Source organism: Halorientalis persicus (assembly GCF_900110215.1).
In the GTDB taxonomy this organism is placed as follows: domain Archaea; phylum Halobacteriota; class Halobacteria; order Halobacteriales; family Haloarculaceae; genus Halorientalis; species Halorientalis persica.
In genome coordinates this window covers 85,191-103,556 of record NZ_FOCX01000010.1, presented here as the reverse complement: position 1 = coordinate 103,556, position 18,366 = coordinate 85,191, and the positions used below count along the sequence as shown (strand labels likewise).

General features: G+C 67.9%; 19 protein-coding genes. 1 reads left to right on the top strand and 18 read right to left on the bottom strand.

Features of this window, described 5'->3' with window-relative positions; translation table 11 throughout:
• Positions 1–3: 3 nt before the first annotated feature.
• Genes BMX17_RS12255 through cbiT form a run of 9 tightly spaced genes read right to left on the bottom strand, consistent with a single transcriptional unit; the run spans position 4 to position 7,303 of the window.
• Positions 4–1,236, bottom strand: coding sequence for a CbiX/SirB N-terminal domain-containing protein (locus tag BMX17_RS12255; protein WP_092660429.1), 1,233 nt, complete (start codon positions 1,234–1,236; stop codon positions 4–6).
• Positions 1,233–1,907 carry a cobalamin biosynthesis protein gene (locus BMX17_RS12250; RefSeq protein WP_092660427.1) on the bottom strand — a complete coding sequence of 225 codons (675 nt, stop codon included), beginning with the start codon at positions 1,905–1,907 and terminating at the stop codon, positions 1,233–1,235. Before BMX17_RS12250 ends, BMX17_RS12255 begins: the two co-directional genes overlap by 4 nt.
• On the bottom strand, positions 1,904–2,152 hold the full coding sequence (locus BMX17_RS12245) for a ferredoxin (RefSeq protein WP_092660425.1): 249 nt from the start codon (positions 2,150–2,152) through the stop codon (positions 1,904–1,906). The genes BMX17_RS12250 and BMX17_RS12245 overlap by 4 nt, the downstream gene beginning before the upstream one ends.
• Entirely contained in the window at positions 2,152–3,171 is a 1,020-nt protein-coding gene (gene cobJ / locus BMX17_RS12240; RefSeq protein WP_092660423.1) for a precorrin-3B C(17)-methyltransferase, read from the bottom strand. The genes BMX17_RS12245 and cobJ overlap by 1 nt, the downstream gene beginning before the upstream one ends.
• Before the next feature lie 3 nt (positions 3,172–3,174).
• Positions 3,175–4,074: a precorrin-3B C(17)-methyltransferase gene (locus BMX17_RS12235; protein WP_092660421.1), complete on the bottom strand. Its 900-nt coding sequence runs from the start codon at positions 4,072–4,074 to the stop codon at positions 3,175–3,177.
• Positions 4,071–5,072, bottom strand: a complete 1,002-nt coding sequence (cbiG, locus tag BMX17_RS12230) for a cobalt-precorrin 5A hydrolase (RefSeq protein WP_092660419.1) — start codon at positions 5,070–5,072, stop codon at positions 4,071–4,073. Before cbiG ends, BMX17_RS12235 begins: the two co-directional genes overlap by 4 nt.
• Positions 5,072–5,965, bottom strand: a complete 894-nt coding sequence (locus tag BMX17_RS12225) for a cobalt-precorrin-4/precorrin-4 C(11)-methyltransferase (protein ID WP_092660417.1) — start codon at positions 5,963–5,965, stop codon at positions 5,072–5,074. The genes cbiG and BMX17_RS12225 overlap by 1 nt, the downstream gene beginning before the upstream one ends.
• The gene (locus BMX17_RS12220; protein WP_092660415.1) at positions 5,958–6,731 is read right to left on the bottom strand and encodes a cobalt-factor II C(20)-methyltransferase; all 774 of its coding nucleotides are present in this window, start codon (positions 6,729–6,731) and stop codon (positions 5,958–5,960) included. The genes BMX17_RS12225 and BMX17_RS12220 overlap by 8 nt, the downstream gene beginning before the upstream one ends.
• Positions 6,728–7,303 carry a precorrin-6Y C5,15-methyltransferase (decarboxylating) subunit CbiT gene (gene cbiT, locus BMX17_RS12215; protein ID WP_092660413.1) on the bottom strand — a complete coding sequence of 192 codons (576 nt, stop codon included), beginning with the start codon at positions 7,301–7,303 and terminating at the stop codon, positions 6,728–6,730. The genes BMX17_RS12220 and cbiT overlap by 4 nt, the downstream gene beginning before the upstream one ends.
• A 148-nt stretch (positions 7,304–7,451) precedes the next feature.
• Here cbiT and BMX17_RS12210 point away from each other — a divergent pair, with 148 nt between their 5' ends.
• Positions 7,452–8,258 (top strand): DUF7839 domain-containing protein, encoded by an 807-nt coding sequence (locus BMX17_RS12210; RefSeq protein WP_092660411.1) that lies wholly within the window; start codon positions 7,452–7,454, stop codon positions 8,256–8,258.
• Positions 8,259–8,277: 19 nt separating this feature from the next.
• On the opposite strand, the gene BMX17_RS12205 is transcribed toward BMX17_RS12210, so the two are convergent.
• Genes BMX17_RS12205 through BMX17_RS12170 form a run of 9 tightly spaced genes read right to left on the bottom strand, consistent with a single transcriptional unit; the run spans position 8,278 to position 18,366 of the window.
• Complete coding sequence (locus tag BMX17_RS12205) at positions 8,278–9,585, bottom strand: P-loop NTPase (RefSeq protein WP_092660409.1); 1,308 nt, start codon at positions 9,583–9,585, stop codon at positions 8,278–8,280.
• On the bottom strand, positions 9,582–10,415 hold the full coding sequence (locus BMX17_RS12200) for a HEAT repeat domain-containing protein (RefSeq protein ID WP_092660407.1): 834 nt from the start codon (positions 10,413–10,415) through the stop codon (positions 9,582–9,584). The genes BMX17_RS12205 and BMX17_RS12200 overlap by 4 nt, the downstream gene beginning before the upstream one ends.
• Positions 10,412–11,332, bottom strand: coding sequence for a DUF8068 family protein (locus BMX17_RS12195; RefSeq protein ID WP_092660405.1), 921 nt, complete (start codon positions 11,330–11,332; stop codon positions 10,412–10,414). The genes BMX17_RS12200 and BMX17_RS12195 overlap by 4 nt, the downstream gene beginning before the upstream one ends.
• Positions 11,329–12,030: a molecular chaperone TorD family protein gene (locus BMX17_RS12190; RefSeq protein WP_092660403.1), complete on the bottom strand. Its 702-nt coding sequence runs from the start codon at positions 12,028–12,030 to the stop codon at positions 11,329–11,331. Before BMX17_RS12190 ends, BMX17_RS12195 begins: the two co-directional genes overlap by 4 nt.
• On the bottom strand, positions 12,030–12,854 hold the full coding sequence (locus tag BMX17_RS12185; RefSeq protein WP_092660401.1) for an ethylbenzene dehydrogenase-related protein: 825 nt from the start codon (positions 12,852–12,854) through the stop codon (positions 12,030–12,032). Before BMX17_RS12185 ends, BMX17_RS12190 begins: the two co-directional genes overlap by 1 nt.
• Positions 12,851–13,927, bottom strand: a complete 1,077-nt coding sequence (gene narH / locus BMX17_RS12180) for a nitrate reductase subunit beta (protein WP_280141389.1) — start codon at positions 13,925–13,927, stop codon at positions 12,851–12,853. The genes BMX17_RS12185 and narH overlap by 4 nt, the downstream gene beginning before the upstream one ends.
• Positions 13,924–16,809, bottom strand: a complete 2,886-nt coding sequence (locus BMX17_RS12175; RefSeq protein ID WP_092660399.1) for a nitrate reductase subunit alpha — start codon at positions 16,807–16,809, stop codon at positions 13,924–13,926. Before BMX17_RS12175 ends, narH begins: the two co-directional genes overlap by 4 nt.
• Positions 16,806–16,982 (bottom strand): DUF8120 family protein, encoded by a 177-nt coding sequence (locus tag BMX17_RS26110; protein WP_170845404.1) that lies wholly within the window; start codon positions 16,980–16,982, stop codon positions 16,806–16,808. Before BMX17_RS26110 ends, BMX17_RS12175 begins: the two co-directional genes overlap by 4 nt.
• Positions 16,975–18,366 (bottom strand): cytochrome b, encoded by a 1,392-nt coding sequence (locus tag BMX17_RS12170; protein ID WP_092660397.1) that lies wholly within the window; start codon positions 18,364–18,366, stop codon positions 16,975–16,977. Before BMX17_RS12170 ends, BMX17_RS26110 begins: the two co-directional genes overlap by 8 nt.

The window sequence follows — 18,366 nt, the reverse complement described above, 5'->3', positions numbered from 1 at the left end:
CGATCACAGTGTCTGATCCACGAGGTCGGAGACGATGCGGTCCCGATCGAGGTGGGACGAGACGATGCGGTCGGCGGCGTCCTCGTCGGTGTCGCCGTACCAGACGCCGTCCGGATACACGGCGACCATGGGCCCCTCGCCACAGCGGCCGAGACAGGACGAGCGGGTGATACGGGCGTCCGCCTGATCCGAGTCCCGGACGGCCTGGCGGAGGCGTTCGAGGACGGCGGGCGCGCCGTCGGCGGCGCAGGTCTGGTTCGTACAGACCGCGACGTGTTTCTCGGGCGCGTCGTGGACGTGCGGGTCGTCGGCCACGTCCTCGCGGTCGGCGTGGGTCTCCTGGTGGGTCAGCGCCCGGAGCATCGCCCGCGCGCCGCCCACGTCTTCCTCGTAGCCGTCGAGTTCGACCTTGTACTTGCAGGTGTCACAGGACATCTCCACGCTCCCGCTGCGGGCCTCCTGCCAGCGGTCGCCCAGCACGTCCAGCAATCGAGAATCCGTGCCCAGCGGGTCGCCCGCCGCCGCATCGACGTAGGGATATTCCTCGTCGAACTCGTCGGTGTGGTCACGTATCCGCTGGGTGAGGACGCCGTCGCCCAGCATATACGGGATCACGACCACAGCGTCGGGCCGACGCTTGGCGATCCCGTGCAGGCTATCTTCGAGTACCGGTTCGGTCACGCCGATGAACGAGGCCTCGACCCGCGAGAACGCCCGCCCCTCGTCGAGCAGGCGGGCGAGTTTGTGGACGTCGCCGTTGGCGTCGGGGTCGCTCGACCCACGGGCACAGACGACGGCGATTACGTCGTCGTCCGCGCGGTCGACGCCCAGTTCAGCCTCGACGGCCGCCGCGCGGTCGTCCAGCAGATCCACGATGGCGGGGTGAATCCCGAGGTGTGCGCCGTTGTTGACGGTCAGGCCGTCGTGTTCGGCCCGGGCCTGCTGGACGGCCAGCGGCACGTCGTTTTTCACGTGACTCGCGGCGAACAGCGAGAGCGGGACGACGGTGACTTCCGAGACAGTGCTCGCGAGCCCGGCGATCGCCTCGGGGATCGCTGGCTCTGCGAGTTCGAGAAAGCCCGCGTCCACCGGCACGCCCAGTCGGTCTTCGAGTGCGACCGCCAGCTCGCGGACCTGCTCGTTGGACTTCTCGCGGCGGGAGCCGTGGCCGACCAGCAGGACCGCCTCGTCGTCGAAGGGCCGTCCCCCCTCCGAACCGGTCGTACTGCGACTCACGGGTCGACCTCCGCGGCCTGTTCGAGGCTCCGCTGGAGTTTCCGCCGCCGCGACGGCGCGAACAGTCCGGTCTCCTCACTTCCTTCGTAGAGCCACGGGCCGACGGTCGGGACGGCCGCGTCGTCGACGCCGAACCAGTAGCCACCCGAGGAGGTCTCGGCGATTTCCCCACTGGGTGCGTCGACGGGCAGTCCGTCGAGCAGACCCTGGATCGTCTCCAGCAGTCGGCGGTCGTCGGCAACGAACGAGAGGCCGACCGTTCCCGCGGAACTCTTGAAACAGATGGTGCCACAGCCTTCCAGCAGGCCGCGCAGGAGTTCGCGGTCGTGGTCGGCGAAGGTGTCGAAGCGGTAACCGCCGGGCTGACCGTTCCGTGGCAGGCCGAAGGCTGCCGAGGCGCGGCCCGGCAGGTCGCCGAACACCTGGACCGTGAACTCCTCCTCAGTCCGTGTGATCGACGTGTCGTGAGCGTACTCCCGTTCGCGGATGCGCTTATCGACCTGCTCGGAGCCGGCGATGGCCGCGAGCCGGCGAGCGGCTGTCTCGTCGCTCGTTCGGACGGTGATCGAGTTCTCACCGAGGTCGCCGTCGCCGACGACGCGACCCCAGAAGTAGGCCGTTTCGGGGTGGCTGGCCAGCAAGTCAGAGGGGACGCCGGTCTCGACGCTCATGACTCGCCCTCCTCGGTGACGCTGATCGCGTCGACGGGACACGCCGCGGCGGCCTGCTCGGCATCGGCGAGTCGGTCGTCGTCGAAGGAGACGGTCACCGTCGCAGTTTCCGACACGGGGCCGTCGGCTGCCTCGCCCTCGATCCCGGCCAGTCCGTCCTCGCGTTCGGTGAACCGGTCGTCCCGGACGAGACAGGCGAAGATGCCGTCACAGGCCGCCCGGTCGAGCGTGATGGTGTAGGTCATCAGTAGTCGTACTTTGTCTCGTAGCCCCGGGGAGTCACCATCCGGTCGTCCCAGACGTAGGTGTCCTCGTTGCCCACGAGGATCGTCGTCGTCATGTCGATCAGGTCGGTCTCGCCCAGTTCCGGCAGGTCTTCGAGGTCGACGATCTCGACTTCCTCGTCCTCGCGGCCGGCCGCGTGGACGACGCCAACGGGCGTCTCGGGATCGCGGTGTTCCAGCAGGATCTCACAGCACTTCTCGAAGTTCTCGCGGCGCTTGCGGCTCCAGGGGTTGTAGATCGAGATGGTGAATCCCTCTTTGGCGACCGCGTGGAGTCGCGACTCGATTGTCGGCATGTCGGTGAGGTGGTCCGACAGCGAGATCGAGACGGTGTCGTTCACGAGGGGTGCGCCGACTCGTGCCGCACAGGACTGAGCCGCCGGAACGCCGGGCACCACGTCGAAATCGAGCATCGAGGCGGTCGCGCCCTTGGACTCGACGATCTCCAGGGCGAGGCCGGCCAGTGCGTAGACGTTGGGATCGCCGCTGCCGATGATCGCCACGTCGTTGCCCGCGAGGGCCCGGTCGATGGCCTCCTCGGTCCGGGAGACCTCGCCGCACATCGGCGTGTCGTAGATGTCCTCGGCGGCCTCGGTGATCTCGTCGGGCAGGAGGTCGACGTAGGTGGTGTAGCCCACGATGTGTTCGGCCTCCGCGAGGGCGGTCTTGGCACGGTCAGTCATCCCCTCGGGCTGGCCGGGACCGAGCCCGACCGCGACCAGCTGGCCGGGGTCGGCGTCGAAGTCGTCGACGGTCGCGCCGACCTCCTCCTCGTCATCGCCGGAACTCCCACCGCACCCGTTCGAGGAACTCGACGACGAAGACCCGCCACACTTCGAATCGCTGGTGGTTTCCGCCGTCTCCGTGGTCGTTCCACCGCATTTCGATTCGGTACTGGCCTCGGATTCGCTGGTCGAGGCTCCACACTTCGATTCCGTCTCTGTACTCGCGTCGTTGGTGGTGGTGTCGTCGGTACTCATAGTTTAGAAATCCTCCACGTCACGCCCGCCGCGGGGCGTGACCAGGAACTCGCGGTGGTCGTTTTCCCAGACCTCGGTCTCGTGGGTGCCGATCAGGATGGACGAGCCCATCCCGCCGACCTTCTCGTCGTGGTCGGTCACGTCGGCGAGGGTGGTGATCGTGTGGGTCTCGCCGTCGACGTTGCGGCCGGCGTCGTCGCGGCCGGCGTCGTTGATGATCGCGACGGGCACGTCGTCGGCCCGCTCCTCCCGAACGACCTCGATGGCCCGCTCGTAGTCGCGCCAGCAGTTGTAGAGGACGATCACGAACCCCGAGATGGCGGCTGCCCGCAGTTTCTCGGCGATCTCGTCCCAGCCGCGCCACTTGTCCGACAGCGAGACCGTACAGAAGTCGTTCGAGAGCGGCGCGCCGAGGTTGGCCGCCCCACCCAGCGCCGCCGTGACGCCGGGGACGATCTCGATGGGCACGTCCGTCGCCCCTTCCTCCTCGGCCATCGTGAACACGAGGTCGCTCTTGCCGTAGACGTTCGGGTCGCCGCCCGAGACGTGAGCCACGTCCTCGCCAGCGCGAACCCGCTCGAAGGCTTCCCGGGCGAGTTCGACCTGCCGCCCCATCGTCGACCGGACCAGTTCCTGGCGTCGCCCGTTCGGGCGTTCGAGGACGGTCCCGCCAGCGTCTTCGGCGACACTCCCTCCGTCCGCCGCGGCCTCGACCGCGGCGCTCTCGGGCGGCAGGGTCCCGTCTTTCCGGAGGAACTCCTGGTAGAGGTTCGAGGCGACCACACAGTCGGCGGTCCGGATGACGTCTTTGGCCCGCTGGGTCATGCCACCCGGCAGGCCCGGGCCGATGCCGACGACGTAGAGGGTGCCGTACTCATCGTCGCCGCTCTCGGCTCCGCTCATCGTCCGACCGCCACCGTCACCGCCTCGTCGTAGCGTTCTTTCTCGCGGAGCAGTTCGTGGTCGCGCCCGCCCGCGATGGCGCTGGCCTCCGAGATCCCGGGCCAGCCGATCAACTCCTTCGACCGCGAGGGGGTCGGCCCCTCGAACTCCTCCAGGGTCTCCTTCTCGAAGGAGACGACCCCCAGGTCCAACTCGGCCGCGGCTTCCAGCAACCCATCCTCGTCTTCCTTCCGGGTCCCGGTCGCCACGAAGTCCACGTCGGCGAGGTCGTAGTCGGTGCCTTCGAGGGCACTTCTCCAGGCGGTCTCGAACTGCTCGGCTTTCGCGCCGGAGACGCTGCCGGTGCCAAGTACCACGCCGTCCTCGCCGTTCCGTTTCAGCACGGTCACGTCGTCGTCGACCATCACGGCCTTCGGGCCGTCCAGCCGTTCGACGGGGCCGAGTTCGTCGTCCAGCACGGCGAGGTTCGTCGCCACGGTGGAATCGCCGTTGACGACGTGGGCGTCCAGTGCCTTGGCCTGCTTCTCGACGCCCTGCTTGTCCGCGGCTTCCGAGGCCGTGGTCATCGCCGGCACCGCGCCCATCGTGGCCAGGTCGTCGGCCACCTGGTTCGCGCCGTGGTGGCCGCCCGTGATCGGGATGGCCCACGTCAGTTCCTCGTCGACCACGACGATGGCAGGGTCGTCCCACTTGTCGTCCAGTAGCGGCGCAGTCTTGCGCATCGCGATCCCGCTGGCCATCAGGCCCACGAAGCAGTTGTACTCGCCCCAGTGCTCGGCGAACACCTCACCGTGGTACTCGATCAGGTCGATCGTCTCGTAGCGGTCGCCGATCTCGTCGCGTATCTCCTCCGCAGTCTCCCACTTGCGCTCGAAGGAAATGACCGCGATCTCCTCGGCGACCTCACCGTCGCTGTCCGGCGTCGAACAGTGGCCGCCCGAGTCGTCGGTGTCCGCGTCGGTACTCCCGTCCGCCGTGTCGTCCGTGTCCGTACTCATCAGTCGTCTGCCTCCGTTCCGGTGGTCGCGTCCGTCTCCGCGTCGTCGTCGCTCCCTCGCGACGCCCAGCCGTCGTAGAGATAGGACCGCTCGTAGCCGTCGCCCGCGACCGCCTCGCCGATGATGACCAGCGCGGAGGCGCGATAGCCCGCGTCTTCGACGCGATCGCCAATGGTCGCGATGGTGCCCTCGATCACGTCCTCGTCGGGCCAGGACGCGTGGTAGACGACCGCCACGGGCGTCTCGGGATCGTGACCCTGCTCCAGCAGGCGGTCCATCGTATCGGCGACCGCGTGGGTGCCGAGGTAGATACAGGTCGTCACGTCGCCCATCTCGACGAACTCGGCGATGTGGTCCTCGTCGGCGTCCAGCGTCTTGCCCTGTGGTCGGGTGAACGCGACGTGGTTCGAGACTTCGTTGAGCGTCAACTGGGTGCGCAGGGTGGCGCTGGCGGCGAAGGCCGCGGTCACGCCCGGGACGAAGTACGTCGGGACGCCCTCGTGTTCCAGCGCGTCCATCTGCTCCAGCGCCGCGCCGTAGATCGCGGGGTCGCCGCTGTGGAGTCGGACGACGTTCTCGCCGTCCTCGTAGGCGTCCCGCATCAGCGGAATCAACTCTTCGAGGTCCTTCCCGATCGAAGAGACCGTCTCTGCCTCCGCGCAGTACTCCGCCAGCAGTTCGCTGTTGACCAGCGAGCCCGCGTGAACCACCAGATCGGCGGCCTCGACGAGTTCGCGGCCGGCCACCGTCAGCAGTTTCGGGTCGCCGGGGCCAGCACCGATGAAGGGGATCCCCTCCTGCTCGTCGCCGGCGCTGTGTTCGTAGACGCGCTGATCGCGCTCGGCCCGGCCGGCGGTGGCGTCGATGGCGGCCTGCGGGTCGGTGTCAGTCATCCGAACGCACCTCCGGCGACTCGTCGCCGCAGGCGACACCTTCGGCGCGTTCCTCCGTGACGGGCCCACTGCGGTCGTCGGCCGTCTCGAATTTCGCCGTCGCCAGTTCTTCCGCCGCGTTGCTCCGCGTCGCGTAGGCTAGCGTGTAGTAGTCACGCTCGTCGATCTCGTCGGGATCGTCGGTCACGACGGTCTCGCCTTGCGCCATGAACAGCCGGCGACCGTAGGTCACGTCGTAGCCGGCGTCGACCAGTCCCTCGTGGGTCGCGGGCGCATCGGTCACCTTGAACAGGATCATCCGATCCGGCCCGGTCGGCGAGCGCCCCTGGTCGGCCTCCCGGAGCGCGAGCCCAGACCCGGCCGGGATCTCGACGCCCAGCGCCGTCGCGAACGCGGTCATGGCGCTGACGCCCGGAACGACTTCCAGATCCACGTCGGGATGGAAGGCGTCGAGCGTCCGGCGGAGGTGGCCGAACGTCGAGTAGACGTTGGGGTCCCCGAGCGTGACGAAGGCGGCGTCGCCTTCGCGAGCGCGGGGCGCGATCTCGGCCGCCGCGTCCTTCCAGGCCCGCCGAAGCTTCTCCTCGTCGCGTGTCATCGGGAAATCGAGGTCGCCGATCCGTTCCTCGGGGACGTGTTCGGTCGCGACAGTCCGTGAGAGTCTGCCCGGCGAGTACACCACGTCGACATCCTCCAGAATCCGCTTGCCGCGAACGCTCACGAGATCGGGCTCGCCCGGCCCGAGTCCGACGCCGTAGAGGGTCACGTCTTCCCTCCGTCCGCCGCAACTTCCGTATCACTCGCGCTGCCGATCAGCATATAGACCGGGTTGTCCGAGTCGAAACTCGTCGCACCGGCGAGTTCGTAGCCGTGGCTGACCTGGAACTGGAGGACCTCCTCCAGCAGGTCCCGCTCGCGAAAGGCGTCGGTCGCCGCGCCGGCGACTTCCAGCCGCGAGACGTTCATGATCACGCGGTCGACGCCGGTCTCGACGGCGTGGTCGAGGACGGCCTCGTAGTTGCGGGAGCCACCGAGAAAGAGCGCGTCGGCGTCCTCGGGGAGGCCGTCGGGGGCCTCCGCGGCCCGCAGGTCGACCTCAGCACTGGTCTCGTTGACGTGGAGGTTCTTCTCGGTCGTCTCCAGTCGCGATTCCTTGCGTTCGACGGCGGTGACGCGTCCGGCCCGCCGGGCCGCCTCGATGGTGACCGCACCGGTACAGGAGCCGACCTCGACGAAGTGATCCGCGTCCGTGAGCCCCAGCTTCGAGAGCAACACGGCCCGGACCTCCGACTTTGTCGGCCCCGCCTTCGCGTCGTGTGGGAGCGCTACGCGGGACATCACCGAATACAACCGGAGTCTCGAATAAAACAATTTTGGTTGTACTAACGAAACCTCAATTTTCAAACTGCGCCGAGAGTGCCGCTCTCGGGAAAGTTCGTCGGAAGTATGGCAAAAGTACTTGCGTTTCCGGGCCACACGGGCAGTCATGACAGCGGACGAGTCCGGCGATGCGAACGTGCTCCGGAGCAAGCGGGATGCGACGCGCTACCAGATCCTCGTCCAGATCGCCGAGCGCCAACCGGCGGTCAGCCAGCAGGAGGTCGCCGATGCCATCGGGATCACCTCGCAGGCGGTTAGCGACTATTTGCAGGATCTCATCAAACAGGGTTTCGTTCGGAAACACGGACGGGGCCGTTACGAGGTCACCAAGGAGGGCGTCGACTGGCTCATCTCTCACACCAGTCGCCTCGAAGAGTACGTCACGCACGTCTCCGAAGAGGTCATCGGCCAGGTCGAGATCGAGACGGCGCTGGCGACGAGCGATATCGAGGAGGGACAGGCCGTCTCGCTGTCGATGCACGACGGCACGCTCCAGGCGACGCCGGGGACCACCGGCTCCGCGACTGCCGTTGCGGTCACCGACGCCACCGCCGGCACGGACGTGGGCGTCACCGACTTCGAGGGCGTCCTCGACTACGAACTCGGCGACGTGACCATCGTCTCCCTGCCCCGCGTCGACAACGGCGGGAGCCGCGCCGCCGACACCGACCGCGTGGCCGATCTGGCCGCCGACGCGGACCTGCTCGCGGTCGCCGGGACCGAGGCGCTGGCCGCCGCCCGCGCCGCCGACTGTGAGCCCGACCTGCGGTTCGGCACCGCCGAGGCCGTCCGCGAGGCCGCGACCCGTGGGCAGGACGTGCTCTTGCTGGTCGTCGAGACCGACCTCGCGGGCCACACCGACCGCCTGCGAGAGGACAACGTGAGTTACGAGATCGTCGACGCCGCGGAGTGAGGGCGTGCGGGCCGTCCGCTCAGGGCTTTTCCGTCCGACACCGCCAGGTGTCGGGATTCTGCCGCTTGACCCGGAAGCCCTTCAGTTTGCCGTCGATCAGGTCTTCGAGGAACTCCCGGACAGGCCCCGGATTACGGTCGCTGACGACCTCGAACCGCTCGCCGGAGCCGATTCCTTCGAAGGCTTCCCGCACCCGATCCCGTCGTTTCTCGGGCGGCACACCCCGCAGATCGACCGCGTGCTCGGGAACCTCGACGGTCCAGATGTCCTCGATCCGGCCGCCGACGGCCGCGCCGAGTTCTAGCGCCACGTCCGGTACGCCGTCGGGAGTCGGCCGGGGGTGGGACTGCATCTCGCCGGTGAACGGGACTTCGGCGAGGACAGGTGCGTCGAGCGCGTCGATGGGGTCGTCGCCGTCGAACAGGTCGTGGTGTTCGCCACAGGCGTCACAGACGAACTCGCCCATGTTCGAGACCACGCCCAGCACTGGCACCTCGTTCTCCTCGAACAGCTGGAGCGAGCGGTGCGTGTCCGACACCGCGGCGTGGAACGGTGTGGTCACGAAAACGACGCCGTCCACTCGCACTTCCTGCAGGGTCGTCAGCGCTACGTCCCCGGTGCCAGGCGGGAGGTCGATCACCAGCGTGTCGGGGCCAGCCCACGCCGTCTCCTCGAACAGTTCGGTCAGGGCGTCGTGAGCCATCGCACCCCGCCAGGCCAGGGGCTGGCTGTCGTTCATCAGTCCGACGCTCATCACTTCCAGGTCGCCCGGCCCGTCGCCGGAAGTCTTCCCGTCGGCCGCGTCGCTGGCGCTCGCGTCGACGGGAACGGGATGGCCGTCCTCGTCGCTCTGGACTGGTCCCGAGACCGAGAGCAGTTCGGGCACGTTCGGGCCGTGGATGTCGGCGTCGAACAGCGCCACGTCGTCGCCGTCGGCCGCGAGCGCGCAGGCCAGTGTCGTCGCGACCGTCGTCTTCCCGACGCCGCCTTTCGCGCTGGCGACGGCGATCACGCGGTCGGCCCGTTCGACGCCCACCTCGCGACCCTGGGTGTCGACAGAGCGGGGTGCCTGCTCGACGTGGGCGCGCTCGACGCCGTCCACGTCGGAGACGGCGCGCATCATCGTCGAGGTGACGGCCTGCCCCTCGCTCGGTGGGAACTCCGAGAGGTCGGCCTGGACCGTCACGTCGCCGCCGTCGATCCGCACGTCGTCGATCAGGCCGGCCTCGAAGACGTTCACGTCGGCGTCGGGATCCCGTACCTTGCGGAGTGCGGCCTCGACGCGGTCGGAGAGCGGTTCGGTCGTGGTGGTGTCCTCTGAACTCATAGATCGGGTCTCCGGTTGAGCCGGTCTTCGCCCGGCAACGCCGTACTCTCGCCCTCGATCCCGCCGGTGAACTGCCGGCGGAACTTTCCGGGATCGGCCTCGACGGCCCGTGCCGCCGTGCTCCTGACGACCTGGGGCTCGTCCTCGTCGTCGGCCAGTTCGGTCAGCCGCTCGGTCGCCTGCTCGTCCTCGATCCCGGCCATGAGGTGGGCAGCCCACTCGCGCAGGCGCTCGCTGTCGGCCCGGGACTGCTCCAGCAGGACGGGTAGGAGTTCCTCACCGCGGTGTTTGAACAGCGAGATGGCGGCGTTCCGGCGGACTGCGTGGTGGTCGTCGGAAAGCGCCGTCTCGATGTGGTCCTCGAACTCGAGCCGGTCGAGGTTGTCCAGGGCGACGACGGCCTCTGCTCGCACCCAGGGATCGTCGTCGTCCAGTCGCTCGACGACGGCGGCGGCCGCCCGCTCGCCGCCCAGTTCCGCCAGCGACTCCACCGCGAACTGGCGCACGTCGTCGTCGGGGTCGTTGGTCGCCGCGATCACCGCGTCCAGTACTGCTTTCTCCGGTCGCTCCTCCCCGAGCGCCAGCGCGGCCCGACGGCGCTCGACGTGATCGCCGTCCAGCAGGTCGTCGATCTTCTCGGCGGCCGAAGCGCCCGCTACCGGCGCGAGGTCGGTCGCCTGGAGTTCCCGCGGCGTCGCCTCGCCGATGGTGATGTCCCGGCTCACCTCGATGTCCTCCAGGCCCTCGGGACTCTCGCCGAAGCCCGGACTCTGCTCGGGGTGTGTCCGCGGATCGGGCGGCCCGTCGGTCGCTTCGTCGGGGTCTCTCATGCGGTCACCTCCGCGTGTTCCGCGGTCACACGCGTCACCAGTGCGACGCCCAGCACGACGGCCATCGCTCGCGGGAGCGCGGCGGGCACGCCCGCCAGCACGACCAGCAGTGCGCCGACTGCGAACAGCGGCATCCCGTGACGCAGGCCCGCGACGGCCGCGGCGACGCCGCCACCAAGCGCCAGTGCGACGAGCAGTTGCGGCACGCTCACGACGCCGAATCCGACGAGCAGGACGCTCCCCACGAGGTAGGGGGCGGTGATCGCCGCCGCGACGAGACCGGCGGCCGCGACGAGACCGGCCAGCGCGGCCACCCAGTCGATCCGCACGAGCAGGGCGAGGGCGGCAGTTGCCACGAGTGCCAGCCCCGCGCCGACGGTCATGCCGGCATCGAGTAGGCCGACGGCGCGAGCCAATGAGAGCGCGACAGCCGCGACGAACGCCACGACGACGGCCGCGCGTCGCCCGTCCCGGTACGTCGTCGGTCGCTCCAGCGACCCGACGAGTGCGAGTCCGCCGCCACCGATCACGCCCGCGACGGCCGGGAGCGTCGCCGCCGACGAGATCGTGGCCAGCGGCCCGAACACGCCGGCGAACAGCAGGCCGACGCGCCGCGTCGGCTCGCCCTCGGTGAGTGCGACGACGAACAGCGTCGCGCCCAGTACCAGCGGCGTCCCGACGGCGAGCGCGTCGAAGACGACCGCCGGGACCGCCAGCGGGTCGAACGGCGCGTTGTGCGCGATTCTGGCCGCGAGTCCGACCACGACGACCGCGAGCGCTACACCGCCGGCCCACAGCGCGGTTCGGTCGCCGTCTCCGTCGATCCTGGCGAGTGCGGCCAGTACGGCCGAATCCGGGCTCCCGTCGGGTTCGGCGGCCTCGGCGCTGGGTCCAGCGGTAGGTGATTCGCCGCTCACGCCGATCCACCTCCCTCGCGGCGGGCGGCTAGGTCCTCGACGTCGGCAGCGGTGAAGTCGTCGAGGAATGCACCGAGGTCGCCGTAGAACTCCGTCCCGGCTTCGGCGGCCAGCGCGTCGGCGACGGCCTCGCCGATCACCCGGAGGTGCCGGTCGTGGAAGTCCAGCCGCGCGGCCACCACGTCCGGATCGACCGCGGCCTCCCGCCGGCAGAGATAGCCCATGAACTCCAGTTGCAACTGGAGGTGGTCGTGGTTGTCGCGCCGGTCCTGATCGACCTGACAGCCGAAGTACTCGTAGGCTCGGGCCAGATCGAGGTTCACGTCGTTCCAGGACACCTCCGGTCGATGCGAGGATTCGTACAGCGAGACCGGCGGTTCCTCGTGGGCCATCGTCCCGTCGGTGGCGTCGACCACCTCGGAGAATCCGATGACGAACAGGTCGTTGTACCGCGCACAGAGTGTCTCGTAGTCGTCGTCGGTCTCGAAGGCGGGCACTTCCACGTCCAGATCCGTGCGGTCGACCAGCGCGGCGATCTCCTCGCGGAAGGCTCCGGTGTCGATAGCGCGGTACAGTTCGTCGTCGGGCTGGTCGAACGCGGCCGCCAGCAGGGCGTAGATCGCGCCGCGAGCGCCGGCGTCGGTGTCGATCTCGCCGGCTAACTGGCCCGGTCCGCCCGGTGCGTCGTTGGCCGCCATCAGGACTCACCTCGCGTTCGGCGCACGCCCTCGACGGTCACCAGCGTCGTGACGACGATGGCCGCGCCAGCGACCGCCCACAGCAACAGTTCGTACGGCGGGCCCTGCGGCCCACCGCCAAGCGCGAGGTAGTGCCAGCTACTGGCGGCTTTGACGCCCGAGCGCTCGCCGTTCGAGCCGTTCCAGACCGCCACGGCCACGTCGAGGTCCCGGTCGTCGGGGATCGCCGTGCGGTTGGTGGCGCTGCTCTCCAAATCGCGCGAGAGGACGACCTCCCAGGTACCGTTCTCGTACCGACTGGCGTTGCTGACGGTGTCGTCCAGCGGCGTCGTCGAGCCAGCTCCACCCGCCAGCAGTTCCTGACTGGTACCGTCGGCGCGCCAGAACCAGACGTTTACCCGGTTGCTCGCACCGCCCATGGCGATGGGCGGCCGCGCGCTCTCGTTGACGGGCAACTGGACCGCGACGGCGTCCGCGAACTCCCGCACGTCGCTCGTCGAGGTGTCACGGGTCGCGTCCGCCCAGGAGAGTTTGAGGTAGAGCCGTTCGTCCGTGGTCACGGCCTGCAGGTCGACCTGCTCGACGCTGGTCGAACTGGCGTTGGGGAGGCCACTCTCCGCGCTGCTCATGTGCAGGGTCGCCGCGGGGGCAGCGTCCCAGTCCTGGCTTCCGGGACTGGCGAACGACGCGTCCTCGCCGCCCTCGTGGACCGGCACCGCGTAGGCCGGTCGCGCCTCGACCAGCGCCGGCACCGCGACCGTCGTGGCGACCAGCGCTACCGCGAGCGCGGCCGCAAGCGTGAGTTCTTTGGGCTTCATGGTCATTCCTCGTCGAAGACTTCGAGCCGGTACTGTTTCGCCGGGTTCTCCGTCGTGAGCAGGTCCATCACTTCGCTCTCCTCCCCGCGTTCGACCTTGGCCCGCTCCCGTTCGATGGTGTTCAGTGCCTCGTTGACCTCGGGGCCGAACAGCTCTTCGAGGTAGTTCCGGGGGATGCGCTCGGAATCGAGGCTCTCCCCGCGTTCGGAGTGCTGTGGCGGGGCGAACGGAGGGATGTAGTAGACGTTCGGTTCGGTGCGGTACTCGGGGTGGAGCCGGACCGCGACCTCGTATTCGTTCACGAGCTTGTAGATGGGACCGTCTTCGTCGTCGAGGAAGCCGACCAGCCGAAGCTGGGGCGGACAGTCCTCGGCACAGGAGGGAGCCCGGACTTCACCCTCTGGGCCCTCCCCCTCGATGCGGGGGTAACAGAAGATGCACTTCTCCGAGTTTTTCGTCACCGAGTTGTAGTACACCTTCTTGTACGGACACCCCTCGACGCAGTAGCGGTAGCCCCGACAGCGGTCCTGGTCGACGAGGACGATGCCGTCCTCTTCGCGCTTGTACAGCGCCGACCGCGGGCAGGCCTCCACACAGGAGGGGTGGGTGCAGTGGTTGCAGATCCGGGGCAGGTAGAAATAATAGGAGTTGGGGTACTCGCCGGCCCCCTGATCCTCGTCCCAGTTTGGGCCCCACTCCGCGCCGTCCATCGGGCGGAGCGGTTCGTCACTGCCCTCGTAGAAGATCTGTTCGTGGTTGAACTCCCAGGCACGGCCGTACTCCTCTTTCTCGGGGAGCTGGCCGGGCTGGCGCTCGGCGTGTTCCTCGGATTTCCAGCCGCCACCCATCTCCTCCCAGTCTTTCGGGTAGCCCGACCCGGGGCGGGTCTCGACGTTGTTCCAGTACATATAGTCGCGGCCGCCGCCCTCGGTCCAGTTGGTCTTGCAGGCGATGGTGCAGGTCTGACAGCCGATGCACTTGTTCAGGTCCATCACCATCGCGACCTGGTGGTCGATCCCCTCGGCGAGGTCGACGCCCTCGGGGGTGTCGCTTCCGCCGCCGTCGCTCTGTGAACTCACTGGCCATCACCTCCCTGATTCCCGCCACCGCCGTCGACTTTCTCGACCTCGACGCGCACGTCGCTGTTGACGCCGGTCGGGCCCCAGTAGTTGGGGAAGAAGTGCAGGTGTTCGCCGGTGTCTTCGGGGTACTGGACGAGCTGGGTGGGTTTCATGTACATGGGCACGAGGCTGTTGAAGTTCTGCCGGTCGGGGTACTGGAACCGCTCCCAGGCGAAGAAGTGCCGGACCGTGCCGGGTTCGCTGCTGGGGTAGATCTTGGCCTGGACCTCGACCTCCGCGAGGTCGTTGTAGACTTTCACCGTGTCGCCGTCCTCGATGCCCCGCTTTGCGGCGTCCTCGGGGTTGAGGTAGACGATGGGTTCGCCCCGCTGGAGGCGGAGCATCTTCGTGTTGTCACGCCACGTCGAGTGGATCGACCACCGGCCGTGGGGCGTGTTGTACCCCAGGGGATACTCCGACTTCTCCTGCAAGACGGGTGCCTGCTTGTGGGTCGGCAACGCCTCGTCGAGTTCGAGGAACCAGTCGTGGTCGATGTAGTACTGCTGGCGACCCGTGAAGGTCGGCCACGGCTCCTTGTCGTGCACGTAGCGTTTCCATGGCGTGTAGGCCTCGCCGTCCTCGATGTCGGAGGTCCAGTGGTCGCCCGTCGCGAGCAACCGCTTTGGCTCCTCGTCGATCTCGTCGAAGGTCAACTGCTCGTCGGTGTCCGACGGATTGGATTCCTCGGAGTGTTCGAGGATGTACTCCGCGGCGGCCTTGTCCTCGGCCAGCGCACCGTCCTCGCCGGTCTGCCAGTCGCGCACGTAGTCGTCGTAGACGCTCGTGAGGTCGATCTCACGGTCGAACTTCCGGTCGGGGACGGGCTCGATCTCGCGCTCGGTGGCGAGTTCCTGGATCTTCGCGGCGAGTTCCCGGAAGATTGCCCAGTCGGTCTTGGACTCGCCCAGCGGATCGACCGCCGGGGTAAACGGATGCACGTACGTGTGCATATCCGTCATCGAGAGGTCGTGTTTCTCGTAGTGACTGGCGGCCGGCAGGACGATGTCGGCGTTCATCGCCGTCGAGTCCATCCGGAAGTTGATGTCCACGACGAGATCGAGTTTCGGCCAGAGTTCCTCCTCGAGGGCGACGTTGCCCTTGGCCTGGTTGAAGTAGTTGCCACGCCAGACGAACAGCACGGAGGGGTCGGGTCTGGTCCCGTCATCACGCTCGGACGGGTACAGCGGCATCCACCCCTTCTCGATGGACTCCCGGATCTTCGCCGCGGTGTCGGGGTCGGTGTTGTCGAGGATGCCCGCGTGGAAGTAGGTCCACAGCGTCGTCGGCACGCCCCGGACCGAGCCGGTCGGGAACGAGAGGCTCTTCCACCCCTTGAACGTCCAGATCTTCTCCTGGCCGACGTAGTGGTCTAACCCCGTGCCCTGCTCGCCGAGGTTGCCCGTCAACGTCACGAGCAACTGGATGGCCCGGTTCCCCAGGTCGTTGTGGTACCAGTCGTTGACGCCCTTGCCGTGGATGATCTTGGCCTTCTCGGCCTCGGCGAACTCGCGGGCGATCTCCTGGTGGGTCTGCTCGCCGACGCCCGTCTCCTCGTAGATGTACTCCGGCGTGTAGTTCGCCAGTTCGTCGTTGAGGTTGTTCCAGACCGTCCGGACCTGTGCGCTCCCGTCGGTCGTCTGCACCGTGCCCTCGACGGACAACTGGGGATCGAAATCCAGCGAGATACTCTCGCTGGGGTCGTACTGCCCGTCGCGTTCGCCCAGCGATCCGGGCGCGACCCGGAGGCTCCCCTGCTGATCCTGCATCACGAACATCTGGTCGGGTCGGTCGGCGCTCGTCGAGAGGCCGGGCACGTCGCTGACCCGGAGGAACTTCCCGGTGTCCTCCCGGACCAGCAGTGGCATATCGGTCTGCTCTTTCAGGTGAGCCTCGTCGTACAGTCCTTCGTCGACGATGACCCGGGCCATGCCCAGTGCGAGAGCGGTGTCGGTCCCCGGCTCCGGACTGATCCACTCGTCGGTGTGGATCGCCGTCTGGGAGTAGTCGGTGAAGATCCCAACTCGCTTGGTGCCGTTGTAGGCAGCTTCGAGGAAGTACTTCGCGTCGGGGATACGCGTGACGTTGATGTTCGAGCCCCACGCGATGATGTAGTCGCTGTTGTACCAGTCGGCGCTCTCGGCGTTGTCCGTCTGGGTGCCCCAGGTGATCGGCTGGCCCGGCGGCAGGTCCGAGTACCAGTCGTAGAAGCTGTGGGAGACGCCGCCCAGCAGGTTGACCAGCCGCGACCCCGACGCGAACGAGACCGGACTCATCGCCGGGATGGGCGTGAACCCGGAGATGGCGTCGTACTCCTCGGCCCGTACCGTGTCGATCACCTCCTCGGCGATCTCGGTGAGGGCTTCGTCCCAGGAGATTCGTTGCCACTGGCCCTCGCCGCGCTCCCCGACGCGTTTCAGCGGGTGCAGGATACGCTGGTCGGCGTTGACGTAGTCCGAGTAACAGGCCCCCTTCTGACAGCCCCGCGGGTTCGGGTCCGGGAGGCTCTCGTCGAAGCGCGGGTAGTCGCCGGCCTGTTCCTCCCGCCAGACCTGGCCGTTCCGGACGTACACCTGCCACGAGCAACTGCCGGTGCAGTTGACCGAGTGGGTCGACCGGGCCTTCGAGTCCCAGTCCCACTCCTCGCGGTAGAGGTCCTCCCAGTCCCGGTAGGGGTAGGACCCGATCGGATCGTCCACGATTTCTAGACTCTGCATCTCGCTCTGTTGCCCGAGGCCGAAGCCGGTGACGCCGACCGCGGTCGCCGCGCCGAGCCCCTTCAGGAAGTCCCGGCGGGCGGCGTCGATGCCGTCGGATTCGTCGTGTGTATTGTGTTCGCTCATCGGTCGATCACCACGGTTGCCAGTCCGCACGTCACTCCGAGCGCCGCCAGTGCGAGGCCCGCCGCCGTGTCGCCGCCGACTTCCAGGCCGGCGGCGATCAGCGCGACCCCACAGAGTTTGCTCGCCCGATCCAGCCAGCGATACCGCCGTGGACTCAACGCGATCTCAGTCATCGGTGTCCTCCGGAAAGCTGTCGTCTGCCGGTACGCCGCCGTCCGCGGCCGCACTCTCGCCGCTCGCGGGCGGTTCCTCGCTATCCCCGCGCAACACGGCGTACGTGATGCCTCCCGACGCGATGGGGACGGCAAACAGCGCGGCCAGCAGGTACGGCTTGATCGCGGCCGTCGACGAGCCCACGATGTCCGCGACGATCACGTCCATCCCCGCGATGGAGGCGACCATGATGAAGGTCACCCCGGCGACGCCGACCGCGGTCTGCCAGGGCCGCTCGAGTGGGCTCGTCGTGAAGTGGGTCTGCTCCTCGCTGTAGTCGATGAAGGGCCAGACCGCGACCGCCAGGAACACGAGTCCGGGCAGCATGAGGCCGCCGACGAACTCCGCGCTGACGTGGACCCCGAACAGGTCGAAGCTCATCCACGCGGGGACGAGCTTCAGGAACCCGTAGCCCCACATCAAAAACCAGTCGGGCATGATCAGCGATGGGGTCGACGCGGGGTCGTTGGGGCCGTACTGGGCGATGTTGTGGACCGGCAGGAACCCGGCCAGTAGCGACAGCAACGCCAGCGTCAGGAAGAAGACGACGGCGCTGACCGCCACCTGATTGGGCACCGCCGGCAGGCCGATCACGACGCTGTCGTCGTTCCGGTCGACTGGCTCCCGGCCCGGCACGTCGCCGTCCCGCTCGGCCTCGGTGTGTTTCTGCCGCATCAGTATCAGCATATGCGCGGCCAGCAACGCACCGATTATCAGCGGGAAGACAAGCACGTGCAGGAAGAACAGTCTGGGGATGGTCGCACTGGAGGGGAAACTCCCGCCGAAGACGACCTGTCCCAGGGTCTCGCCGATCAGCGGAACCGATTTGGCGACGTTGTAGCCGATGCCGACCGCGGTGCTGGCGAACTCGTCGAAGGGAAGCGCGTAGCCCGTGTAGGCCGCGAACATCGACGATCCGGCCAGCCCCGTCCCGACGAGCCAGTTGAGTTCCCGCGGGTTGCGGTACGCCCCCGTGAAGAACACCCTGAGCATATGCAGGGCCATGGAGGCGATGAACAGGTGGGCCGCCCAGTGGTGCATCCGCCGCAGGAGCATCCCGAAGGGCACGTCGTAGGTGATGTTGAGGACGCTCACGAACGCCTCCGGAAGCTCTTCACCCTGGTACTGGGCGACACTGCCCTCGTACTCGACATCGGAGGTGCTGGGCTCGAAGAAGAACCCCAGGAACATCCCCGTCAACACGAGGATCAGGAAGCAAAACAGCGCCACCTCGCCCAGCAGGAACGAGTCCTCGGCGGGGAAGGCCTTCCCGAGGAACGACTGGCCCGCTTCGAGGTCCAGCCGGTCGTCGAAGAAGCCGTAGATGCGATCGAGTCGTCCCAT